The organism is Rhodococcus sp. DN22 (assembly GCF_036669995.1).
In the GTDB taxonomy this organism is placed as follows: domain Bacteria; phylum Actinomycetota; class Actinomycetes; order Mycobacteriales; family Mycobacteriaceae; genus Rhodococcus_F; species Rhodococcus_F erythropolis.
On sequence record NZ_CP133326.1, the window covers coordinates 2,559,738 to 2,579,212 of the forward strand.

A 19,475-nucleotide genomic window follows, 5' to 3' on the forward strand; every position below is an offset into this window, starting at 1 on the left:
GGCGGTACGGTTTGACGCGTGAACAGCAGCCGTACCCGCGTGGCCGTGATCTTCGGTGGCCGGAGCAATGAGCATTCAGTGTCCTGTGTTTCCGCCGGAAGCGTCCTGAGCAACCTCGACCCGGATCGGTACGACGTCGTACCGATCGGCATCACAGTCGACGGTTCCTGGGTCCTCGGGTCGAGCGACCCCAGCTCCCTCGCGATCAGCGGGCGCGCGTTGCCGTCGGTCGACAAAGACGGAACGTCGGTGGTCCTCAGCGCGGACCCCACCCGCGAGGGCGAGGTCATCTCCTTCGACGGCTCCGACGCCGGTGCTGTGCTCGCGTCGGTCGACGTCGTTTTCCCCGTTCTGCATGGGGCTTACGGCGAAGACGGCACCATTCAGGGATTGCTCGAACTTGCCGGGGTTCCGTATGTCGGACCCGGAGTCCTGGCCAGCGCCGCCGGCATGGACAAAGAGTTCACGAAGAAGCTTCTTGCCGCTGAAGGACTTCCCGTCGGAGTGCAGGTCGTGCTTCGACCGGGAATCGCAACGCTGACCGAAGAGCAGAAGGCGGAGTTGGGCCTTCCCGTGTTCGTGAAGCCCGCTCGTGGTGGTTCGTCCATCGGCATCACCCGGGTGAGCAATTGGGACGGTCTGGACGGGGCGATCGCTCATGCGCGCCTGCACGATCCCAAGGTGATCGTCGAAGGCGCGATCATCGGCCGTGAGGTGGAATGCGGCGTCCTCGAATTCCCGAACGGTGACGTCAAGGCGAGTGTGGTCGCTGAGATCCGGATGCCGGATTCCGACACCGATTCGGACGCGTTCTACGACTTCGACACCAAGTACCTCGACGACGTCTGCGAATTCGACATCCCCGCGAAACTCGACGAGTCGGTGAGCGACCAGATCAGGGAGCTTGCAGTCCGCGCGTTCAAGGCACTCGATTGCCAGGGACTCTCGCGGGTCGATTTCTTCGTCACGGCTGACGGCCCGGTGATCAACGAGATCAACACGATGCCCGGGTTCACTTCCATCTCGATGTATCCGAAGATGTGGAACGCCACCGGAATCGATTACCGCACTTTGATTTCGACACTGGTCGACACCGCCATCGCTCGCGGTACCGGACTTCGCTGATCAGGGAACCGCGACCGGCGCCGGGTCGAGGGGCTTCTGTTCGAGAGTCGCCGTGATGGTGTCGGAGATCTCCTGAATCGGCGTCGGGCCGGTCCCGTCGGGGATCGTGATACCGATGTACTCACCGCGGTCTACGGCAAACCAAGTGCTCGCAGCCAGACCGACGTCGGTTCCCGAGACCTGGAACCATTGGACACCGTTCACAACCTGTAGTGCTGCAGCCTGGTCGAACTCGGTCGGACGGTCGAGCCCGCAGCGCAACACGATCGGCTCACCTTCGCTGCGCTGCCAAGCTGCCGCTCCAGCCGGAGCGGGGTCAACCAACTCGGCTTTCGTGAAGTCGTCGATCTTGTCGGGGAGCGCACCGAGGAGGGAAACGCAGGCCTCCGACTCCGCTGCCGGTGCCGGTACGGGTCCCAGCGCTACCGGCGAGAGTTCAGGGTTGTTTCCCGCTACGACGGCCGCGATCACCACTCCGACGATCAGGGCTACCGGGAGCGCGATGGCGGTGGCGATCAGCGCCGGACTGCGGCGCTCGGTCGGATCGTCGTCGCTATCGGGGTCGATGTCGGCGTTGTCTGCGGTGGAGGTGTTTTCTGCCATGCTCAGTTCTTCGCTCGGGTCCTGGTCCAGTCGATCAGCGGTCTCGTCACTTCGCAGGGCACGTCGGTGAATCGGTAGGATTGCCGACACACGCGTGAGCTTGCAGAAGCATTCACGACCACAGCTAGAAGGTACCGCAGGCCGCTTACGAGCGAATTGCGTCGGCATTGGAGACACTCATCGCATCATCGGAGTTCGGGTCAGAGCACACTGTCGAGCAGGTGGGGGAGTTCGACGTGATCGCGCGATCTCTGGTCGGCCGAATCCAACCGGTCACCACCGAATTGGGGCCGGGTGACGATGCCGCGATCGTGACGTCCGGAGACGGCCGTGTGGTTGTCTCGTCCGACATGCTGGTCGAAGGTCGGCATTTCCGAATGGATTGGTCTTCGCCACGCGACATCGGCCGAAAGGCAGTGGCACAGAACGCTGCGGATGTCGTCTCGATGGGAGCGCGGCCGACGGCATTCACCGTGTCTCTGGGGTGCCCGCCTTCGACTCCGGTCGACGTGATCGACGGAATCTCCGCGGGAATCTGGGACGCGGCAACCGATCTGGGGGCCGGTGTGGTCGGCGGTGACCTGGTCCAGTCGCCGGTGATCGTGGTGTCGGTGACCGTGCTCGGCGATCTCGGTGGCCGTCCTGCAGTTCTGCGTTCGGGAGCAAAGATCGGTGACAAGATCGCGGTCGCCGGGTTGTTCGGTTGCTCGGCAGCAGGGTTGGCTCTACTGCTCGACGAAGCCGTATTGCTCGACGAAGCCGAAAGCTTTCCAGACTTGCTTGCCGCTCATCGTGTTCCGAATCCGCCGTATCAATCGGCATGGGACGCCGCAGAATCAGCACATTCCATGACGGACGTATCCGACGGATTGATCGCGGACCTTCGACATCTCGCAGAGGCCTCGCACGTGCGGTTCGACATCGTCTCGGCCGCGGTTCCCACCTCACTCGATGTCGCATCGGCGGCCGAGGCGCTCGACGTCGATCCGCTGGACTGGATCCTCTCCGGTGGTGAAGATCACGGATTTGCAGCAACTTTCGGGCCTGAGGTCGAGATTCCGTCGGGTTGGACTGTGATCGGTGAGGTTGCGGCCGGTTCCGGCGTGAGCGTCGACGGTTCGCTTCGCGAGAGCGGTGGGGGCTGGCACAGCTTTTCGACCACCGGCACCACCGCGGTATAGGTTGCTTTCATGGCTGTATATGCACTTGGAGACAGAGTTCCGGACATTCATCCGGACGCATACGTTCACCCGGACGCGGTGGTGATCGGCGCCGTGACTCTCGCGGCAGGCACCTCGATCTGGCCGCAGGCGGTATTGCGTGGTGACTACGGAACCATTTCGGTGGGAATCGGATCCAACATCCAGGACGGAAGTGTCATCCATTGCACCGCCATCGATGCGACTGTCATCGGTTCCGGTTGCGTGGTGGGCCACAACGCGCACATCGAGGGGTCGACCATCGAGGACCACTGCCTGATCGCATCGGGATCCGTGGTTCTCAACGGAACGGTGATCGGGACGGGGTCGATCGTCGCCGCGGGTGCGGTGGTGGCCAACAAGATGCAAGTTCCCCCGCGCAGCATGGCACTCGGTGTGCCCGCCAAGGTCCGTGCGGGATACGAAGTTCCGCTCGGACACCTCGACGGAAACGTCAAGATGTACGCAGCCAATGCGGCGTACTACCGCGACGCGTTGCGCAGGCTCGACTGATGGCGCCGCTTGCAGAGATCGTCGATCCAGGGTGGGCGCGGGCACTCGAACCGGTCTCGGAGCAGATCTCCGCGATGGGTAAGTTCTTGCGCGAAGAGATCGCTGCGGGACGGGAGTATCTGCCTGCGGGAGAGAACGTCTTGCGTGCATTCACGAATCCGTTCGACGACGTTCGGGTGCTCATCGTCGGTCAAGACCCCTATCCGACGCCCGGTCATGCTGTCGGGTTGAGCTTTTCGGTTGCCCCGGACGTGCGGCCGGTTCCACGAAGTCTCGGTAATATCTACAAGGAGTATCACCAGGATCTCGGGTTGCCGATACCGCCGAACGGCGATCTGACGCCGTGGTCGAAACAAGGTGTGCTGCTTCTCAATCGCGTACTCACCGTGCAGCCGGGTCAAGCCGCTTCTCATCGTAAGAAGGGCTGGGAGCCGGTGACCGAGCAGGCTATCCGCGCTCTGGTCGCGCGGTCGTCACCGATGGTGGCGATCTTGTGGGGTCGTGACGCGGCCACTCTCGCGCCGATGCTGGGCGACACACCGATCATCGAATCAGCGCACCCGTCACCGCTTTCGGCTTCGCGCGGCTTCTTCGGTTCGCGCCCGTTCAGTCGTGCGAACGAACTCTTGACCGGACTCGGGGCCGACCCGGTCGACTGGAATCTGGGCTGATCGAACTGCGCCTGCACTCACCCGGCATGCCGAACGTCGTGACACGACATTCGGCATGCCAGCTGACTAGGCCTGCTTTGCGGAAGTGAAATCGGGGCGACGCTTGTCGACGAATGCGTCGACACCCTCGCGCCCGATCGGGCTGTTCGCCGCGAGGGCGATGGACGCAGCCTCGGCGTCGAGTTGCTCGGCGAGCGAGTTCGTCCGTGACGAACGCAGCAGCGCTTTGATTCCCGAGTACGACGTGCTCGGCCCGTTGGCCAAGGCGCGTGCGAGGCGAGCTGCCTCTTCCTGGACCTCGTCGTCGCCGACGAGTCGGGTGAGGATCCCCAGCCGGACGGCTTCGTCGCCACCGATCACCGAATCGTTGAGAAGAATCTCGCGAGCGCGTGCCACGCCGACGATGCGGGGGAGTGTCCACGACATTCCGCCGTCCGGGGTGAAACCGATGGAGGGGTACGCGGGGCGGAGCTTGGTGCCGGTGCCGCCGATTGCGACGTCGGCGAGGCAGACCAGGCTCATTCCGGCGCCGGCAGCCCATCCGTGGACCCCGGCCACCACTGGAGCGGTCGCGGCGTCGAGCGCGCGAACGAACACGTGGAAGACACGGGCAACCTCGGCGACGTACTCGCCGCGGTCAGGGGCTGCGGCGAACGCACGGACGTTGCCGCCGGCACAGAAGTTTGCGCCTTCGCCGACCAGAAGGATGCTCCCGATGTCGTTTCCGACTGTCTCGAGCGCCTGCGCGCCCTGAACCAGTCCTTCGTCGTCGAGGGAGGTGCCGTTGGCGGCGGTGGAAATGGTGATGCGGAGTACGCCCTCGTCGAGGGTCACTTTGCTCAGGTCATCGATGGAAGTCACTCAACGCACATTACGGGTGTCGGACAGCCATACGAAACACGGGGACACATAGATACAGCCACATAGATACAGCTCTGCCCCCGTCACCGAAGTGGCGGGGGCAGAGCCTGCAATAGTTTGTGCTCGGGCAATCAGCCCCGAGCGACCTTGCCTGCCTTCAGGCAGGAGGTGCACACGTTGACCTTACGGGTGTTACCCGGGGCAACCTCGGTACGAACAGACTGAATGTTCGGGTTCCAGCGACGATTGGTACGCCGGTGCGAGTGCGAGACCGACTTACCGAAGCCGGGCCCCTTGGCGCATACGTCGCAGACGGCAGCCATAGTCGCGAACTCCTTGTTAGAAATGAATATTGAAGTGGTTACCCTACACGGTAGGGCAGCCAGAATTACAATCCGAATATACTCGACTTCGAACCGATCCTTGACCGCTCACTGTGCAGTCGAACGTGAAAACAGTCAATCAGCAACAAACAAAGTGCAGCATTATTTCGTGTAGCCCGTTCGAGGCAACCGTGTAAGAGTAACCGCTTCCGGCCCGAATGGCCAAACCGCCCGGTAATGACGGTTGCGCAGAAGCGTCGGACTACCCTCGACTGCACCGATCACCGATCTCTTTTTCATCGTCAGTCTTTCCATCGTCTGTCTGTCCATCGTGGAGGGGAACCGTCAGTGGGGGAAGTGCAACGCGTCGCCGAAGAACCGGAATCCGTCGCGGACGGACATCTGCTGCGGCGCTGGGCCCGCCGGGCGGTCGACAGTCTCCAGAAGCGCCGCGGAGAGATCAACAGCCTCAACGTCTTTCCCATCCCTGATTCGGATACCGGCACCAACCTGTTGTTCACGATGCGGGCCGCGCTCGATTCCGCCGAGACGATCGAGGACGACGTCCGCAGTGCCGGCCGCGTCGCCAACGCGCTGGCTCGGGGCGCGGTGTCCGGTGCACGGGGTAATTCCGGAGTGATCCTCTCCCAGGTGATCCGGGGTATCGCGGAGAGCGTTCAAGGCGAGCACATCGACGGCCGTAGCTTTGCGAACTCACTGACCACGGCGACGGGGCTGGCTTCTCGGGCTGTCTCCGATCTGGTGGAAGGCACCATCGTCACGGTTCTGCGCGCGTCGGGTGAGGCAGCGCAGGAGTGCGTCGACACCAAGACGCCGAGCGGCGAGGATCTTGCTTCCGTGGTTGCCGCCGCTGCCGATGCGGCTGCGATCGCGCTGAACAAGACCCCGGAGCAACTGGACGTTCTGGCGTCGGCCGGGGTGGTCGATGCCGGGGGATTCGGTCTGGTTCTGATCCTCGACGCTTTTGTCGAGGTGGTGACCGGGAAGTCGCAGGTTCGCGAGGATCTGGGGACGCCGGACCCGAGGTCGAGCGCAGTTGTCGACGTCAGCGCATTCGATCACGATTGGGCTCACAAGAGCCCGATCGAATGTGGTGATCACTCGGAACAGGATTTCGAGGTCATGTACCTCGTCGACGACTCGGACGACGATCGCATGACGGCGCTGCGCACGCGGCTGTCCGTCCTCGGAGATTCGACGGTCATCGTCAGCGACGGCTTCGGTGGCTGGTCGGTGCACGTGCATTGCTGCGATGCCGGTGCAGCCGTCGAAGCCGGCCTCGAAGCCGGGAAGGTCCACGGTATTCGCATAAGCAGTTTTCTCGTCGACGAACGCGACCAGTTGGTGGCACGGGCGGAGAGGCGATTCCCGGGTGCCGGTGCCCGCGGCGTTCTGGCCGTCGTCGCCGGTGAGAGTGCGGCGGCGTTGTTCGAGAGTGAGGGTGCGACGGTTCTTCGGTGCGACGACGCGCCGGTGACACGTGCGCAACTGCTCGGCCGCATTCGTCAGATGGAGCGAAGTGAAGTTCTGGTGCTGCCGAACGGAGCCTTGACGGCTCAGGAACTGGTCGCAGTCAGTGCCGCTGCACGCGATCCGCTTCACCAGGTTCTGCTGCTGTCGACATCGTCGATGGTTCAGGGCTTGGCCGCACTTGCCGTTCACGACGCTCAACGCAACGTCGCCGACGACGGCTTCACGATGTCCGAGGCGGCGGCTGCGACGCGCTGGGGATCATTGCGAATTGCGGTCGAGCGTTCGCTGACGTACGTCGGGACGTGTGATCCGGGTGACGCGATCGGTCTGATGGGGCACGAGGTGGTGCTCATCGGTCCCGACGTCGCGGAGTCGAGTGCGCGACTGGTCGACCTCGCGCTCGGATCCGGTGGCGAACTCGTGACCCTACTCATGGGCGCCGACGCGCCGGACGACCTGGCCGGGCAGCTCGAGGCGCACGTCATCGCGCACCATCCGGGCGTCGACGTGCTCGTCTATCAGGGTGATCAGCCGGGTGACCTGTTCCAGTTGGGTGTGGAGTGATCGAATCGGGTCTGTCGGTGACTACTGATATACGAACACATGTGCTTACCGCGACACTGTGCTGGAGGAACTGATGGCGACGCTCGCCGACCCACTCGATCGGCTGCTGGGAAAGAAGACCGCGGACGCGCTCGACGAGGCATTCGAGATTCGGACGGTCGAGGACCTGCTGCGTCACTACCCACACCGGTACGCGTCGGCAGGCAAGGAACTTGCCGAGAAGGAGCCGCCCGAAGGTGAGCACATCACCATCATCGCGCGGGTGGCGTCGGCGGCGGTCGTGAAGATGAAGAACCGTCCGGGGCAGATGTTGCGAGTATCGCTCGCGACTGATTCGCAGACCGTCGACGTCACGTTCTTCAACCCGCAGAAGGTGCGGCACGTCATCAAGCCCGGCGTGCGCGCGATGTTCTCCGGGACGGTGAAGTACTTCCGCGGCAAGTGGTCTCTCACCCACCCGAGCTACCTGATTCTCCCGGAACCTCGTGTCGGCGAGGAGGATTCGGTAGTTCCGCTTGCATCCATCAAGGGGGCCGGTGACCTTGCCGGTCTGGCTCGCGCAAACCAGGATCCCGGCGCCGAACTCGATCTGTCCGTCTTCGACCGCGCATTGATCCCGCTGTACCCGGCAACCCGCGAGGTCGAGAGCTGGACCATCATGCGGTGCGTGCGGCAAGTGCTCGACCAACTCGATCCGATCGAGGAGCCGTTGCCTGACGAGACCAGGGCCGAGCACGGATTCATCGGTTTGGACGAGGCACTGCGCACCGTTCACCTCCCGGATACCAAGGAGGACATCGAACGATCTCAGGATCGTCTGCGTTTCGACGAGGCGCTGTCTCTGCAGTTGGTCCTCGCGATGCGTCGTCACGACAATTCCGAGCGGGTGGCGCCGGCCTGCGCTCCGGTTGCCGGCGGGATCGCGGACCAGTTCGAGGAGATGCTCCCGTTCACTCTGACGGAGGGACAGCAAGCAGTCGCGGAGGAGATCTCCAGCGATCTCGCTCGCCCACACCCGATGAGCCGGCTTCTTCAGGGCGAGGTCGGGTCAGGCAAGACCATCGTGGCTCTGCGCGCGATGCTGCAGGTCGTCGACGCCGGTTATCAGTGCGCGTTGCTCGCACCGACCGAGGTCCTGGCAAATCAGCACGCGCGATCACTGCGCAAGATGATGGGTCCGTTGGCGGCAGGTGGTGAACTCGGTTCGGCCGAACATTCCACCCGTATCGCCCTTCTGACCGGCTCGCTGCCTGTCGCTGCGAAGCGCGCAGCGCTGCTCGAAGCCGTGACCGGCGATGCCGGGATCGTCATCGGTACCCATGCGCTCATCCAGGACAACGTGGAGTTCTTCAACCTCGGCATGGTTGTCGTCGACGAGCAGCACCGCTTCGGCGTCGAGCAACGTGATCAGTTGCGATCACGAGCGCGTGAAGGTCTGAGTCCGCATCTGCTGGTGATGACGGCAACGCCGATTCCGCGAACCATCGCCATGACGGTGCTCGGCGACCTCGAGGTCTCGACTCTGCGGGAACTACCGCGTGGGCGAACCCCGATCAAGAGCAGCGTCGTGCCCGCGAAGCAGAAGCCGCAGTGGGTGGATCGCGCATGGGAACGAATCCGTGAGGACGTTGCCGCTGGTCGTCAGGCGTATGTCGTGTGCTCACGCATCGGCGACGGTGAGCAGGGTGCCGGTGAGGACCAGTTCACCGAGGAGAAGCAGCCCGAGACCAAGTCGGCAGTCGACGTCTTCGAAGAGCTGTCGAGTGGCCCGCTGGCTGAACTGCGAGTCGGGTTGCTGCACGGTCGACTGCCTTCCGACGAAAAAGACGTCGTGATGAGCGCGTTCAACGTCGGTGACATCGACGTCCTCGTCTGTACGACTGTCGTCGAAGTCGGTGTGGACGTTCCGAATGCGACGGTGATGGTGATCGTCGACGCCGAGCGGTTCGGCGTCAGTCAGCTCCATCAGCTGCGTGGACGAGTCGGTCGAGGCAAGCACCAGGGACTGTGCATCCTCGTCACCGGCAGCAATCCCGGCGGGCCGGCGTACGAGCGACTCTCGGCGGTGGCAGCGACCAACGACGGGTTCGAACTGGCGCAACTCGACCTCGCGACCAGACGTGAAGGAGACATCCTCGGTGCGGCGCAGTCTGGCACAACCTCGAATCTGCGGCTGCTTTCCCTCATGGCTCACGGAGACATCCTCGAGTCCGCCAGGGAGTTCGCTCAGGGAATCGTCGACTCCGATCCGTCGCTCGAGGATCATCCCGCCCTCGCTTCCATGGTGACCGCTGCCCTGGACTCCGACCGGATCGAGTACCTCGAGAAGTCGTGACGGGTATGACGACAAGCTGAAATCGAATAGCACGAGGACCGCCGGGTTGGTTTCTCGATTCAGTCCGAAATATGAGACTCCGCATGTAGACGCAAGATGAAATCGGGGTAGTTTTCTCGAATGTTCTCCAAAGTGCTCGTCGCGAACCGCGGCGAAATTGCGATCCGTGCCTTCCGCGCCGCCTACGAACTAGGTGCCGGAACCGTCGCGGTGTTCCCGTACGAGGATCGGAACTCGATCCACCGTCTCAAGGCAGACGAGAGCTACCAGATCGGGGAGAAGGGTCACCCCGTTCGGGCGTATCTCTCAGTCGAGGAAATCGTCGCCGCCGCCAAGAGTGCCGGAGCCGACGCCATCTACCCCGGTTACGGCTTCCTTTCCGAGAACCCGGATCTGTCGGCGGCGTGCGCCGAGGCAGGCATCAAGTTCGTCGGCCCGTCCGCCGAGATCCTCGAGTTGACCGGCAACAAGGCTCGGGCCATCGCAGCGGCAAAGGCCGCCGGTCTCCCCGTGCTCGCGTCCTCGGAGCCGTCAGCGGACATCGACGAGTTGCTCGCGGCCGCCGAGGACATGACCTTCCCGATCTTCGTCAAGGCCGTTGCCGGCGGCGGTGGACGCGGAATGCGCCGCGTTGCGGAGCGCTCACAGCTCAAGGAATCGATCGAAGCCGCAGCGCGCGAAGCGGAATCGGCCTTCGGCGATTCGACGGTCTTCCTCGAGCAGGCCGTCATCGACCCCCGGCACATCGAAGTGCAGATCCTCGCCGACGAGCAGGGCAACGTCATCCACCTCTTCGAGCGTGACTGCTCGCTGCAGCGTCGCCACCAGAAGGTGATCGAGCTTGCTCCGGCGCCCAATCTCTCGGAAGAGTTGCGCGCCAAGATCTGTGCCGACGCCGTCGCGTTCGCGAAGGAGATCGGGTACACGTGCGCAGGCACCGTCGAGTTCCTCCTCGACAAGCGCGGCAACCACGTCTTCATCGAGATGAACCCGCGAATTCAGGTGGAGCACACCGTCACCGAAGAAGTGACGGACGTGGACCTGGTCCAGTCGCAGCTCAAGATCGCGTCCGGTTCGACGCTTGAAGAACTTGGTCTGTCACAGGACACGATCAAGCTTCGCGGCGCGGCGCTGCAGTGCCGCATCACGACCGAGGATCCGGCCAACGGATTCCGCCCGGACACGGGCCGCATCACCGCGTACCGCACCCCGGGCGGAGCCGGCATCCGCCTGGACGGCGGCGCGACGCTCGGAGCCGAGGTCGGCGCGTACTTCGACTCGATGCTGGTCAAGCTCACCTGCCGTGGTCGTGACCTCGAAGCCGCTGTCGCGAGGGCTCGCCGCGCGGTCACCGAGTTCCGCATTCGTGGCGTCTCGACCAACATTCCGTTCCTACAGGCGGTTCTCGACGACCCGGACTTCCGGGCCGGACGCGTGACGACCTCCTTCATCGAGGAACGTCCTCAGCTGCTGACTCTGCGTTCTTCGGCAGACCGCGGCACGAAGATCCTGACCTACCTCGCGGATGTGACGGTCAACAAGCCTCACGGTGAGCGGCCCTCGGCGGTGTACCCGCAGGACAAGCTGCCCAAGATCGATCTCTCGACGCCTCCTCCTGCCGGTAGCCGTCAGCGACTGCTCGAACTCGGACCCGAAGGTTTCGCGAAGGCGTTGCGTGAGCAGAAGGCCGTCGGCGTCACCGACACCACCTTCCGTGACGCGCACCAGTCGTTGTTGGCCACGCGAGTTCGGACCAGCGGACTGCTCGGAGTAGCCGGGCACGTTGCGCGGTTGACGCCGGAACTGCTCTCGATCGAAGCCTGGGGCGGCGCGACCTATGATGTGGGACTTCGCTTCCTGCACGAGGATCCGTGGTACCGGCTCGCCGCACTCCGCGAGGCGATCCCGAACATCTGCCTTCAGATGCTTCTTCGCGGCCGAAACACCGTGGGCTACACGCCGTATCCCGAAAAGGTCACGCGCGCATTCGTTCAGGAAGCCACCGACACCGGTATCGACATCTTCCGAATCTTCGACGCGCTCAACAACGTCGACCAGATGCGGCCCGCCATCGACGCGGTGCGTGAGACCGGAACGGCCCTCGCGGAGGTTGCGCTGAGCTACACCGGTGATCTGTCGGATCCGAACGAAACTCTGTACACGCTCGACTACTACCTGAAGTTGGCCGAAGAGATCGTCGATGCCGGCGCTCACGTGCTCGCGATCAAGGACATGGCAGGCCTGCTGCGCGCTCCGGCAGCTACCAAGCTGGTGACGGCGCTACGCAGCAACTTCGATCTGCCGGTTCACGTTCACACGCACGACACTCCCGGTGGACAGTTGGCCACGTACTTCGCAGCGTGGCAGGCGGGCGCCGACGCAGTCGACGGTGCTTCCGCGGCACTGGCCGGAACCACCAGCCAGCCTGCGCTCTCGGCCATCGTCGCCGCTGCCGCGCACTCCGAGTTCGACACCGGACTGAACCTGCAGAACGTGTGCGACCTCGAGCCGTACTGGGAGGCGCTGCGAAAGGTGTACGCGCCGTTCGAATCCGGACTGCCGGCGCCGACGGGTCGCGTGTACACGCACGAGATTCCGGGCGGCCAGCTCTCCAACCTCCGGACCCAGGCCGTTGCTCTCGGTCTCGGCGACCGGTTCGAAGAGGTCGAAGCCAAGTACGCCGACGCAGACCGCATGCTCGGGCATCTTGTGAAGGTGACGCCGTCGTCGAAGGTCGTCGGCGACCTCGCGCTCCATCTTGTCGGTGCCGGCGTGCCTTCGGAGGAGTTCGCCGCAGATCCGGCGAAGTTCGACATTCCCGATTCCGTGGTGGGCTTCCTGCGCGGTGAACTCGGTACGCCTCCCGGTGGTTGGCCGGAACCGTTCCGCAGCAAGGCACTCGAAGGACGTGGCCAGGCCAAGCCGGAAGCGACGTTGTCCGCTGAGGACGAGGTGCTGCTAGAGGGCTCGTCGAAGGACCGTCAGGCGACGCTGAACCGCCTGCTGTTCCCCGGCCCGACAAAGGAATTCCTCGAACACCGCGAGAAGTACGGTGACACGTCGCGGCTTTCGGCAAACCAGTTCTTCTACGGTTTGCGGCGCGGCGACGAGCACCGGGTCGAGTTGGCTCCCGGCGTGGAACTGATCATCGGTCTCGAGGCGATCTCCGAGCCCGACGAGCGCGGCTACCGCACTGTCATGTGCATCCTGAACGGCCAACTGCGCCCGGTCTCGATCCGCGATCGCTCCATTGCCAGTGACGTACCGGTGGCGGAGAAGGCCGACAAGAACAACCCGGGCCACGTGGCTGCACCGTTCGCGGGCGTCGTGACGCTCGCGGTCAAGGAAGGCCAGAAGATCGAGGCCGGCGACACCGTGGCCACGATCGAAGCGATGAAGATGGAAGCGGCGATCACCTCGCCGCGCGCCGGCGTCGTCTCGCGGATCGCGATCAGCGCCGTCCAACAGGTCGAGGGCGGAGACCTGCTGGTAGTCGTCTCGACGGGGGAGAGCGCCGCAGAGTGACACGCATCATCTCGGGACTCGCGGGCGGTCGACGCCTGCGAGTCCCGCCGAGCGGCACCCGTCCGACGTCGGATCGGGTTCGTGAGGCGCTGTTCAGTGCTCTCGAAGCGCGCATCGATCTCGAAGGGTGCGCGGTTCTCGACCTCTTTGCGGGTTCGGGTGCTCTCGGCCTCGAGGCGCTCTCGCGGGGAGCCGAGCACGTTGTTCTCGTGGAATCCGATGCCAAGGCTGCTGCCGTCATCAAGGCGAACATCGGCACTGTCGCGTTGCCGGGGGCGACGGTTCGCGCCGCTCCGGTCGCGGCCGTGGTCTCGGGTCCGAGCGCGCGTGAATACGACATCGTGATCGCGGACCCGCCGTATGCGGTAACCGACGAGGCCGTCGTGTCCATACTCGCTGATCTGCAGGCCAACAAATGGGTGGGGGAGGGCACGATCGTCGTACTCGAACGTTCGTCGCGCTCGCCGGAGACCGTGTGGCCTCAGGGCTACGAGCCGATCAAGGCCAAGAACTACGGTGAAGCCCGCATCGAGCTGGCCACCTGCTACGGTCTGGACTCATGACTGGCGCCGTCTGCCCCGGATCCTTCGACCCCGTGACCAACGGTCACCTCGACGTAATCGGAAGAGTTGCTGCGCAATTCGACGAGGTCGTGGTCACCGTGCTGATCAACAAGAGCAAGCGTGGCATGTTCACGATCGACGAGCGGATCGAGATGCTCGAAGACGCGACGAGTCACCTGCCCAATGTTCGCGTCACGTCGTGGCACGGATTGTTGGTCGACTACGCGAAACAAGAAGGCCTCAGCGCGATCGTCAAGGGTCTGCGCGGCGCGAACGACTTCGATTACGAGCTGCAGATGGCTCAGATGAATCAGAAGCTCACGGGCGTCGACACGCTCTTCGTTGCCACGAATCCGACGTACAGCTATCTGTCGAGTTCTTTGGTGAAGGAAGTTGCGACCTTCGGCGGCGACGTCTCCGACATGCTCCCGGCCAAGGTGCATTCTCGGCTACTCGCGCGTATCGCCGAACGAGCAGCCGAAAACAGCTGATCCCCGACACACCGACCACGACGACACCCCGTTGGCCGTTCTTCCGGCAAACTTGGACAGGAACGGGCACAGGTCCGAGTGGACCGGTGACGATGTGGGCCGATTTCGGCCGGTAGAGATTGGGGTTGCTTGTGTACCGCGTATTCGAGGCACTGGACGAACTGGTCGCAATTGTCGAAGAGGCGCGCGGTGTTCCCATGACCGCAGGGTGTGTTGTGCCTCGCGGTGACGTACTCGAGCTACTCGACGACGTCCGGGACGCAATTCCGAGTGAGCTGGACGACGCTCAGGACGTCCTCGATCATCGCGACAAATTGGTCGGTGACGCGCGAGCAAACGCCGAGAAGACAGTCAGCAGCGCCAATGCCGAGGCAACCTCGACTGTCGAGAACGCACGCGACGACGCCGACCGGATTCTGTCCGATGCCAAGGCTCAGGCCGATCGCATGGTTGCCGAAGCACGCGCGCACGCCGATCAGTTGGTCGAGGACGCCGAAGCAGAAGCGGAACGGACCGTCACCGACGGCCGTCGTGAGTACGAGGCCGTCACCGGACGGGCGCGTGCCGAGGCCGATCGGATGATCGAGTCCGGCCAGGCCTCGTACGAACATTCAGTGGCGGAGGGAACGGCGGAGCAGGCTCGTCTGGTGTCGCAGACCGAGGTTGTCCAGTCAGCTCACGCGGAATCCGCGCGAGTGATCGACGCCGCTCATGCCGAGTCCGACAGGATGCGTTCGGAGTGTGACCTCTACGTGGACACCAAGTTGGCCGAGTTCGAAGAGTTCCTCACCGGAACGGTTCGATCGGTCGGGCGTGGTCGTCAACAGCTTCGAACGGGTTCGGGAGTCCCCGACTACCAGGACGACGATCGTCGTTCGGAGCGTCGTCGCTAGAGCGAACGAGACAGTCGAGGGTGGGTCGTCCGATATGGGGCGGCCCACTTTTTCGTGGACGGAATTGGGATTTGCGTTGTAGCTGCCGTATTGTGGAGTGGTTGCCCATACCAGTTTCAACAGTTAGGTGAGTTCTCTTTGTCAACGCATCGTCGTAGTTCGTCGCATCAGTCAAGTGATGCGGGATTTTTGCTGGACACGGTCAAGCTCGGTCGTCGTCCAGGGTCGATGCGTACCGTCGAGAGAACCATTCAGTCCCCGAACCGTATCGGTCTCGATCTGATCGCGATCGAAGCGGGCGCGGACATAGATCTCGATCTTCGTCTCGAAGCAGTGTCCGAAGGCGTTCTCGTCACCGGAAACGTGCACGCACCCACCAAGGGTGAATGCTCGCGGTGCCTTGAACCTTTCACCGACACCGTGGACATCTATCTCACGGAGTTGTTCGCTTACCCGGACAGCACCACCGAGGAGACGACGGAAGAGGGAGAGGTCTACGCGGTCGAAGACGACGAAATCGACCTCGAACCGGTCATCGTCGATGCAGTCGGTCTGGCGCTTCCGCTCCAGCCTCTGTGCAGTGACGATTGCCTGGGATTGTGCTCAGAATGTGGCATTCGCCTGGCGATTGCGGAATCTGGGCATGGGCATGACATACTTGATCCTCGCTGGGCTGGTCTCGCGGCCAAATTTGGCGTGGAATCAAACACCAGCGAAAATCTTGTGATCACCGAAGCCGAGGAGAAGTAGAAGTGGCTGTCCCCAAGCGCAAAATGTCGCGATCCAACACGCGGTCGCGTCGTAGCCAGTGGAAGACCACTGTGCCCACCCTCGTTACCTGCCCCAACCGTGGCTGTGGCGAGCAGACCCTTCCCCACATCGCATGCCCGTCATGCGGTACTTACAAGGGCCGCCAGGTAACCGCTGCTGTCTAGTTCTCCCCGGAGAAAGACTATGACGAGCGAAAATACAGTTTCAGCCGCCGGCGGCGAGGGCAATCACGACAAGCTCCTCGCCGCTGTCGGCGTAGATATAGAGCCCGGTCTTCTGACCCTGGCTCTCACACACCGCTCGTACGCGTACGAGAACGGCGGTCTGCCCACGAACGAGCGCCTCGAATTTCTCGGGGATTCCGTTCTCGGCGTCACGGTGACCGAAAATCTTTATCTGTCCCACCCGGACAAATCCGAAGGTGATCTGGCGAAGATTCGTGCCAGCGTGGTCAACATGCATGCACTCGCCGAGGTTGCCAGGACTCTGGGTGAAGGTGGACTCGGAGCTCACCTGCTGCTGGGTAAGGGCGAGGAAATGACGGGCGGCCGTGACAAGCCGTCCATCCTCGCCGACGGTATGGAGTCGATTCTCGGCGCCATACACCTGCAGCACGGCATCGATACTGCGAGACGTGTTGTTCTCGATCTGTTCGACGATCTACTCACTCGCGCACCGCTTCTCGGCGCGGGTCTGGATTGGAAGACGAGTCTGCAGGAACTGACCGCAGAACACGGTGCCGGAGTTCCCGTCTACGAGATCACCGCTACCGGACCCGATCACGACAAGGAATTCACGGCCACAGTTCTCATCAGTGGCAAGCCCTTGGGCGTCGGTGTCGGTCGTTCCAAGAAGGAAGCCGAGCAGAAGGCAGCAAGTTCGGCATGGAAGACGATGTCGGAGAATGCCGCTGCTAGCGCAGTCGCTGCTGACAACCCGTCTGATCTCGCCGGCTGAGTTCACTCTTGCCTGAGCTTCCCGAAGTCGAAGTCGTTCGCCGCGGCCTACAGTCTCATGCTGTAGGTGCGGCGATCGAGGCCGTCGAGGTCCTCCATCCCCGCGCGATCAGGCGCCACATTCTCGGTTCCGAGGACTTGATCGGCCAACTCACCGGGCAGACCATCGCTTCGGCAGAGCGTCGCGGCAAGTATCTGTGGCTGGTTCTCGAGCCTGCCGGTGTCGGACTGGTGGTTCATCTCGGGATGAGCGGACAGATGTTGGTCCAACCCCCGACAGTCGACTGGGAAAAGCACCTACGCATTCGGTTGGCCCTCGATTCCGGGGCTGATCTTCGATTCGTCGACCAGCGGACCTTCGGTGGCTGGTCGATTTCACCTCTCGTCGAGGTCGACGGAACGATGCTGCCCGAGTCGGTGGCGCACATCGCTCGCGATCCCATGGATGCTGCGTTCGATCTCGAATCCGTCGTGAAAGTCCTGCGGGGCAAGCACACCGAGATCAAGCGGGCGATTCTCGACCAGACAGTGGTCTCCGGAATCGGAAACATCTATGCCGACGAATCATTGTGGCGTGCAAAGATTCACGGCAACCGAATCGCCGAATCGCTCACCAGGCCCAAACTTCGAGAACTGTTGACCGCGGCGCACTCGGTGATGGGCGAGGCGCTCGATCAGGGCGGTACGTCCTTCGACGCGCTGTACGTGAACGTCAACGGGGAATCGGGCTACTTCGACCGGTCGCTGTCGGCGTACGGGCAGGAGAATCTTCCGTGCCCGCGATGCGGCGCGCCGATCAAGCGTGAGAAGTTCATGAATCGATCGTCGTTCAGTTGCCCGCGGTGTCAGCCGACCCCGAGGGCACGGCGAATCGCCTAGGTCTCCGCCCCTTCGGTTCGGCGGAGTGGCAAGATTGCGTCATGGCTGAACAGACTCCAGACAACACTGCAACCGCCCCAGCTCACACGGAGCTTTGGGTGGAACGCACAGGAACCCGCCTCTACACCGGCAAGAGTTCGCGTGGCGCAGAGGTTCTCATCGGCTCCGAATCGGTGCCAGGAGTCTTCACGCCCGGCGAACTCCTCAAAATTGCACTGGCTGCATGCACCGGGATGAGCTCAGACTTCCCGATCTCTCGCCGCCTCGGTGACAACTACGACGCGACGGTTCGAGTGTCCGGTGCCGCCGATCGTGAAAACGAGGTCTACCCGCAGCTCGACGAGGTTCTCGAACTCGACCTCAGTGAGTTGGATGCCGAAGCGCAGCAGCGCCTCATCACTCTCGTCGAGCGTTCCGTCGACAAGGTGTGCACGGTCGGGCGCACTCTCAAGGCCGGAACCAAGGTCACGCTGTCGTTCGACACGGAAGCCTGATGTCCCGCGCCGGCAGTGTTGTCGCTGCGATCGCACTGGGTTCCGTTGTGGCGGTGAGTGCTCCGGCACAGGCATCGGTCCCGGCCGACGGCTCGGACGGTGGTTGCGGCAAATGGACGTCGAGCGTCGTGACGACTGGTGCCGGAATGCTCGAGAATCTCGAATTCGACGGCAGCGGATCGATGGTGTTGTCGCAGTCGGCTCTGATCGGGCCGGGTGCACTGCTGAAAGTGGCGCCGGACGGAACACGGACAACTTTGGTCGGTGATGTCACCGGACCTGGCGGGCTGGTCGCGCGTGACGGTTCCGTGTACTTCACCACGGGCAACTCGACTGTCTCGGGTCTGTTCGGAATCGCCGACGGCAGCCTTCGTAAGGTCGACGTCGCAGACGGATCGGTGACAACGATTGCCGACGGTCTGGTGATGCCGAACGGGCTTGTGCCGCTGGACGGTAACCGTTTCCTCACAGCTCGCACCCTGACGCGGCCGGGGCTCACGGTCATCGACAGTGACGGAACCAGTTCGATCGTTCGTGAGGATCTCGGCACCGTCGACGGCCTCGCACGCTCCGGTTCGACGATCTACGTGACGACGACCTTCGACATGGTGACCGCCGTCCACGTCCTCGACGCACACGATCTGGGCGGGCCGGTGCGAACGATCACGCTCCCCGGGTTCGGTCCGGCAAACATGGCGGACGATCTGACCGTCGGACCGGACGGCGCGTTGTACGTCGCATTCAATGCCGGCGGCAAAGTTGTTCGCGTCGATCCGGATTCGGGATCTTCGTGTGAGATCGCCTCGGGTCTGCCGTTCACATCCGCGGTGAAGTTCGGTGCCGGCCCGGGCTGGGACCCCAACTCGCTCTACACCACCGGTTTCCTCGGCGACGTCCACCGTCTCGAACGTGTGGCGGGCTGAACGTCATGACTGAGACACCGCCTGTGCGGTTGACGGCGTGGGTTCACGGATATGTTCAGGGCGTCGGGTTCCGGTGGTGGACCAGGGCCCGCGCCCTCGAACTCGGGTTGATCGGATATGCGTCGAATCAGCGTGACGGTCGAGTGCTCGTCGTGGCGGAAGGCGAACGCACGCAGCTCGAGAGATTGTTGGAGTTGCTTCGCTCGGGAACAACACCGGGCACGGTGGATCTCGTGGTCGACAGCTGGGACCCCGCCAGGGGCGACCTGACAGGGTTCGTCGAACGCTGACC

Annotated in this window: 20 protein-coding genes; 17 read left to right on the forward strand and 3 right to left on the reverse strand. The window is 63.2% G+C overall.

Annotated features, from left to right (window positions below; genetic code table 11):
- The first annotated feature begins 18 nt into the window (after nucleotides 1-18).
- Nucleotides 19-1,125 (forward strand): D-alanine--D-alanine ligase family protein, encoded by a 1,107-nt coding sequence (locus RA302_RS11740; protein ID WP_024487352.1) that lies wholly within the window; start codon nucleotides 19-21, stop codon nucleotides 1,123-1,125.
- Here the strand turns inward: RA302_RS11740 and RA302_RS11745 are convergent, their stop codons facing one another.
- Nucleotides 1,126-1,818 (reverse strand): DUF3515 domain-containing protein, encoded by a 693-nt coding sequence (locus tag RA302_RS11745; RefSeq protein ID WP_020907269.1) that lies wholly within the window; start codon nucleotides 1,816-1,818, stop codon nucleotides 1,126-1,128.
- An 89-nt stretch (nucleotides 1,819-1,907) separates the two neighbouring features.
- Between RA302_RS11745 and RA302_RS11750 the strand changes: the two genes are divergently transcribed.
- Genes RA302_RS11750 through RA302_RS11760 form a run of 3 tightly spaced genes read left to right on the forward strand, consistent with a single transcriptional unit; the run spans nucleotide 1,908 to nucleotide 4,111 of the window.
- Complete coding sequence (locus RA302_RS11750) at nucleotides 1,908-2,909, forward strand: thiamine-phosphate kinase (protein ID WP_338481171.1); 1,002 nt, start codon at nucleotides 1,908-1,910, stop codon at nucleotides 2,907-2,909.
- Between the two features lie 9 nt (nucleotides 2,910-2,918).
- On the forward strand, nucleotides 2,919-3,440 hold the full coding sequence (locus RA302_RS11755) for a gamma carbonic anhydrase family protein (protein ID WP_097387501.1): 522 nt from the start codon (nucleotides 2,919-2,921) through the stop codon (nucleotides 3,438-3,440).
- Nucleotides 3,440-4,111, forward strand: coding sequence for a uracil-DNA glycosylase (locus RA302_RS11760; protein WP_020907272.1), 672 nt, complete (start codon nucleotides 3,440-3,442; stop codon nucleotides 4,109-4,111). The genes RA302_RS11755 and RA302_RS11760 overlap by 1 nt, the downstream gene beginning before the upstream one ends.
- Before the next feature lie 66 nt (nucleotides 4,112-4,177).
- Here the strand turns inward: RA302_RS11760 and RA302_RS11765 are convergent, their stop codons facing one another.
- Both RA302_RS11765 and rpmB read right to left on the reverse strand, forming a co-directional pair.
- Nucleotides 4,178-4,972 carry an enoyl-CoA hydratase-related protein gene (locus RA302_RS11765; RefSeq protein ID WP_019747947.1) on the reverse strand — a complete coding sequence of 265 codons (795 nt, stop codon included), beginning with the start codon at nucleotides 4,970-4,972 and terminating at the stop codon, nucleotides 4,178-4,180.
- 131 nt (nucleotides 4,973-5,103) lie between these two features.
- Nucleotides 5,104-5,295: a 50S ribosomal protein L28 gene (rpmB, locus tag RA302_RS11770; RefSeq protein WP_003942669.1), complete on the reverse strand. Its 192-nt coding sequence runs from the start codon at nucleotides 5,293-5,295 to the stop codon at nucleotides 5,104-5,106.
- A gap of 348 nt (nucleotides 5,296-5,643) precedes the next feature.
- Here rpmB and RA302_RS11775 point away from each other — a divergent pair, with 348 nt between their 5' ends.
- The 13 genes from RA302_RS11775 to RA302_RS11835 all read left to right on the forward strand — a co-directional run bounded on the left by RA302_RS11775 (nucleotide 5,644) and on the right by RA302_RS11835 (nucleotide 19,473).
- A complete protein-coding gene (locus RA302_RS11775; RefSeq protein ID WP_338480765.1) occupies nucleotides 5,644-7,353 on the forward strand; it encodes a DAK2 domain-containing protein in 1,710 nt (569 codons plus the stop codon).
- A gap of 73 nt (nucleotides 7,354-7,426) precedes the next feature.
- Nucleotides 7,427-9,688 carry an ATP-dependent DNA helicase RecG gene (gene recG / locus RA302_RS11780; protein ID WP_338480767.1) on the forward strand — a complete coding sequence of 754 codons (2,262 nt, stop codon included), beginning with the start codon at nucleotides 7,427-7,429 and terminating at the stop codon, nucleotides 9,686-9,688.
- A 120-nt stretch (nucleotides 9,689-9,808) separates the two neighbouring features.
- A complete protein-coding gene (locus RA302_RS11785) occupies nucleotides 9,809-13,213 on the forward strand; it encodes a pyruvate carboxylase (protein WP_020969323.1) in 3,405 nt (1,134 codons plus the stop codon).
- Nucleotides 13,210-13,776, forward strand: a complete 567-nt coding sequence (gene rsmD / locus RA302_RS11790) for a 16S rRNA (guanine(966)-N(2))-methyltransferase RsmD (protein WP_099698027.1) — start codon at nucleotides 13,210-13,212, stop codon at nucleotides 13,774-13,776. Before RA302_RS11785 ends, rsmD begins: the two co-directional genes overlap by 4 nt.
- A complete protein-coding gene (gene coaD, locus RA302_RS11795; RefSeq protein ID WP_003942776.1) occupies nucleotides 13,773-14,267 on the forward strand; it encodes a pantetheine-phosphate adenylyltransferase in 495 nt (164 codons plus the stop codon). Before rsmD ends, coaD begins: the two co-directional genes overlap by 4 nt.
- Before the next feature lie 131 nt (nucleotides 14,268-14,398).
- On the forward strand, nucleotides 14,399-15,160 hold the full coding sequence (locus tag RA302_RS11800) for a DivIVA domain-containing protein (protein ID WP_003942696.1): 762 nt from the start codon (nucleotides 14,399-14,401) through the stop codon (nucleotides 15,158-15,160).
- 189 nt (nucleotides 15,161-15,349) lie between these two features.
- Nucleotides 15,350-15,910: a YceD family protein gene (locus RA302_RS11805; RefSeq protein ID WP_007729319.1), complete on the forward strand. Its 561-nt coding sequence runs from the start codon at nucleotides 15,350-15,352 to the stop codon at nucleotides 15,908-15,910.
- A gap of 2 nt (nucleotides 15,911-15,912) precedes the next feature.
- Nucleotides 15,913-16,095, forward strand: coding sequence for a 50S ribosomal protein L32 (rpmF, locus tag RA302_RS11810; protein WP_007729318.1), 183 nt, complete (start codon nucleotides 15,913-15,915; stop codon nucleotides 16,093-16,095).
- A gap of 19 nt (nucleotides 16,096-16,114) precedes the next feature.
- Nucleotides 16,115-16,888 (forward strand): ribonuclease III, encoded by a 774-nt coding sequence (rnc, locus tag RA302_RS11815; protein ID WP_019747952.1) that lies wholly within the window; start codon nucleotides 16,115-16,117, stop codon nucleotides 16,886-16,888.
- Nucleotides 16,889-16,896: 8 nt separating this feature from the next.
- The gene (mutM, locus tag RA302_RS11820) at nucleotides 16,897-17,766 is read left to right on the forward strand and encodes a bifunctional DNA-formamidopyrimidine glycosylase/DNA-(apurinic or apyrimidinic site) lyase (RefSeq protein WP_019747953.1); all 870 of its coding nucleotides are present in this window, start codon (nucleotides 16,897-16,899) and stop codon (nucleotides 17,764-17,766) included.
- 41 nt (nucleotides 17,767-17,807) lie between these two features.
- Nucleotides 17,808-18,260: an OsmC family protein gene (locus RA302_RS11825; protein ID WP_020907278.1), complete on the forward strand. Its 453-nt coding sequence runs from the start codon at nucleotides 17,808-17,810 to the stop codon at nucleotides 18,258-18,260.
- Complete coding sequence (locus RA302_RS11830) at nucleotides 18,260-19,183, forward strand: SMP-30/gluconolactonase/LRE family protein (RefSeq protein ID WP_047888817.1); 924 nt, start codon at nucleotides 18,260-18,262, stop codon at nucleotides 19,181-19,183. Before RA302_RS11825 ends, RA302_RS11830 begins: the two co-directional genes overlap by 1 nt.
- 5 nt (nucleotides 19,184-19,188) lie before the next feature.
- Nucleotides 19,189-19,473, forward strand: a complete 285-nt coding sequence (locus RA302_RS11835; RefSeq protein ID WP_019747956.1) for an acylphosphatase — start codon at nucleotides 19,189-19,191, stop codon at nucleotides 19,471-19,473.
- The last annotated feature ends 2 nt before the right edge of the window (nucleotides 19,474-19,475 follow it).

Coding starts and splice junctions, on each gene's coding strand:
- RA302_RS11835 (WP_019747956.1), top strand. CDS start 19,189: ATGACTGAGACACCGCCTGTGCGGTTGACGGCGTGGGTTCACGGATAT.
- RA302_RS11760 (WP_020907272.1), top strand. CDS start 3,440: ATGGCGCCGCTTGCAGAGATCGTCGATCCAGGGTGGGCGCGGGCACTC.
- coaD (WP_003942776.1), top strand. CDS start 13,773: ATGACTGGCGCCGTCTGCCCCGGATCCTTCGACCCCGTGACCAACGGT.
- RA302_RS11755 (WP_097387501.1), top strand. CDS start 2,919: ATGGCTGTATATGCACTTGGAGACAGAGTTCCGGACATTCATCCGGAC.
- rnc (WP_019747952.1), top strand. CDS start 16,115: ATGACGAGCGAAAATACAGTTTCAGCCGCCGGCGGCGAGGGCAATCAC.
- recG (WP_338480767.1), top strand. CDS start 7,427: ATGGCGACGCTCGCCGACCCACTCGATCGGCTGCTGGGAAAGAAGACC.
- RA302_RS11825 (WP_020907278.1), top strand. CDS start 17,808: ATGGCTGAACAGACTCCAGACAACACTGCAACCGCCCCAGCTCACACG.
- RA302_RS11830 (WP_047888817.1), top strand. CDS start 18,260: ATGTCCCGCGCCGGCAGTGTTGTCGCTGCGATCGCACTGGGTTCCGTT.
- rpmB (WP_003942669.1), bottom strand. CDS start 5,295: ATGGCTGCCGTCTGCGACGTATGCGCCAAGGGGCCCGGCTTCGGTAAG.
- RA302_RS11785 (WP_020969323.1), top strand. CDS start 9,809: ATGTTCTCCAAAGTGCTCGTCGCGAACCGCGGCGAAATTGCGATCCGT.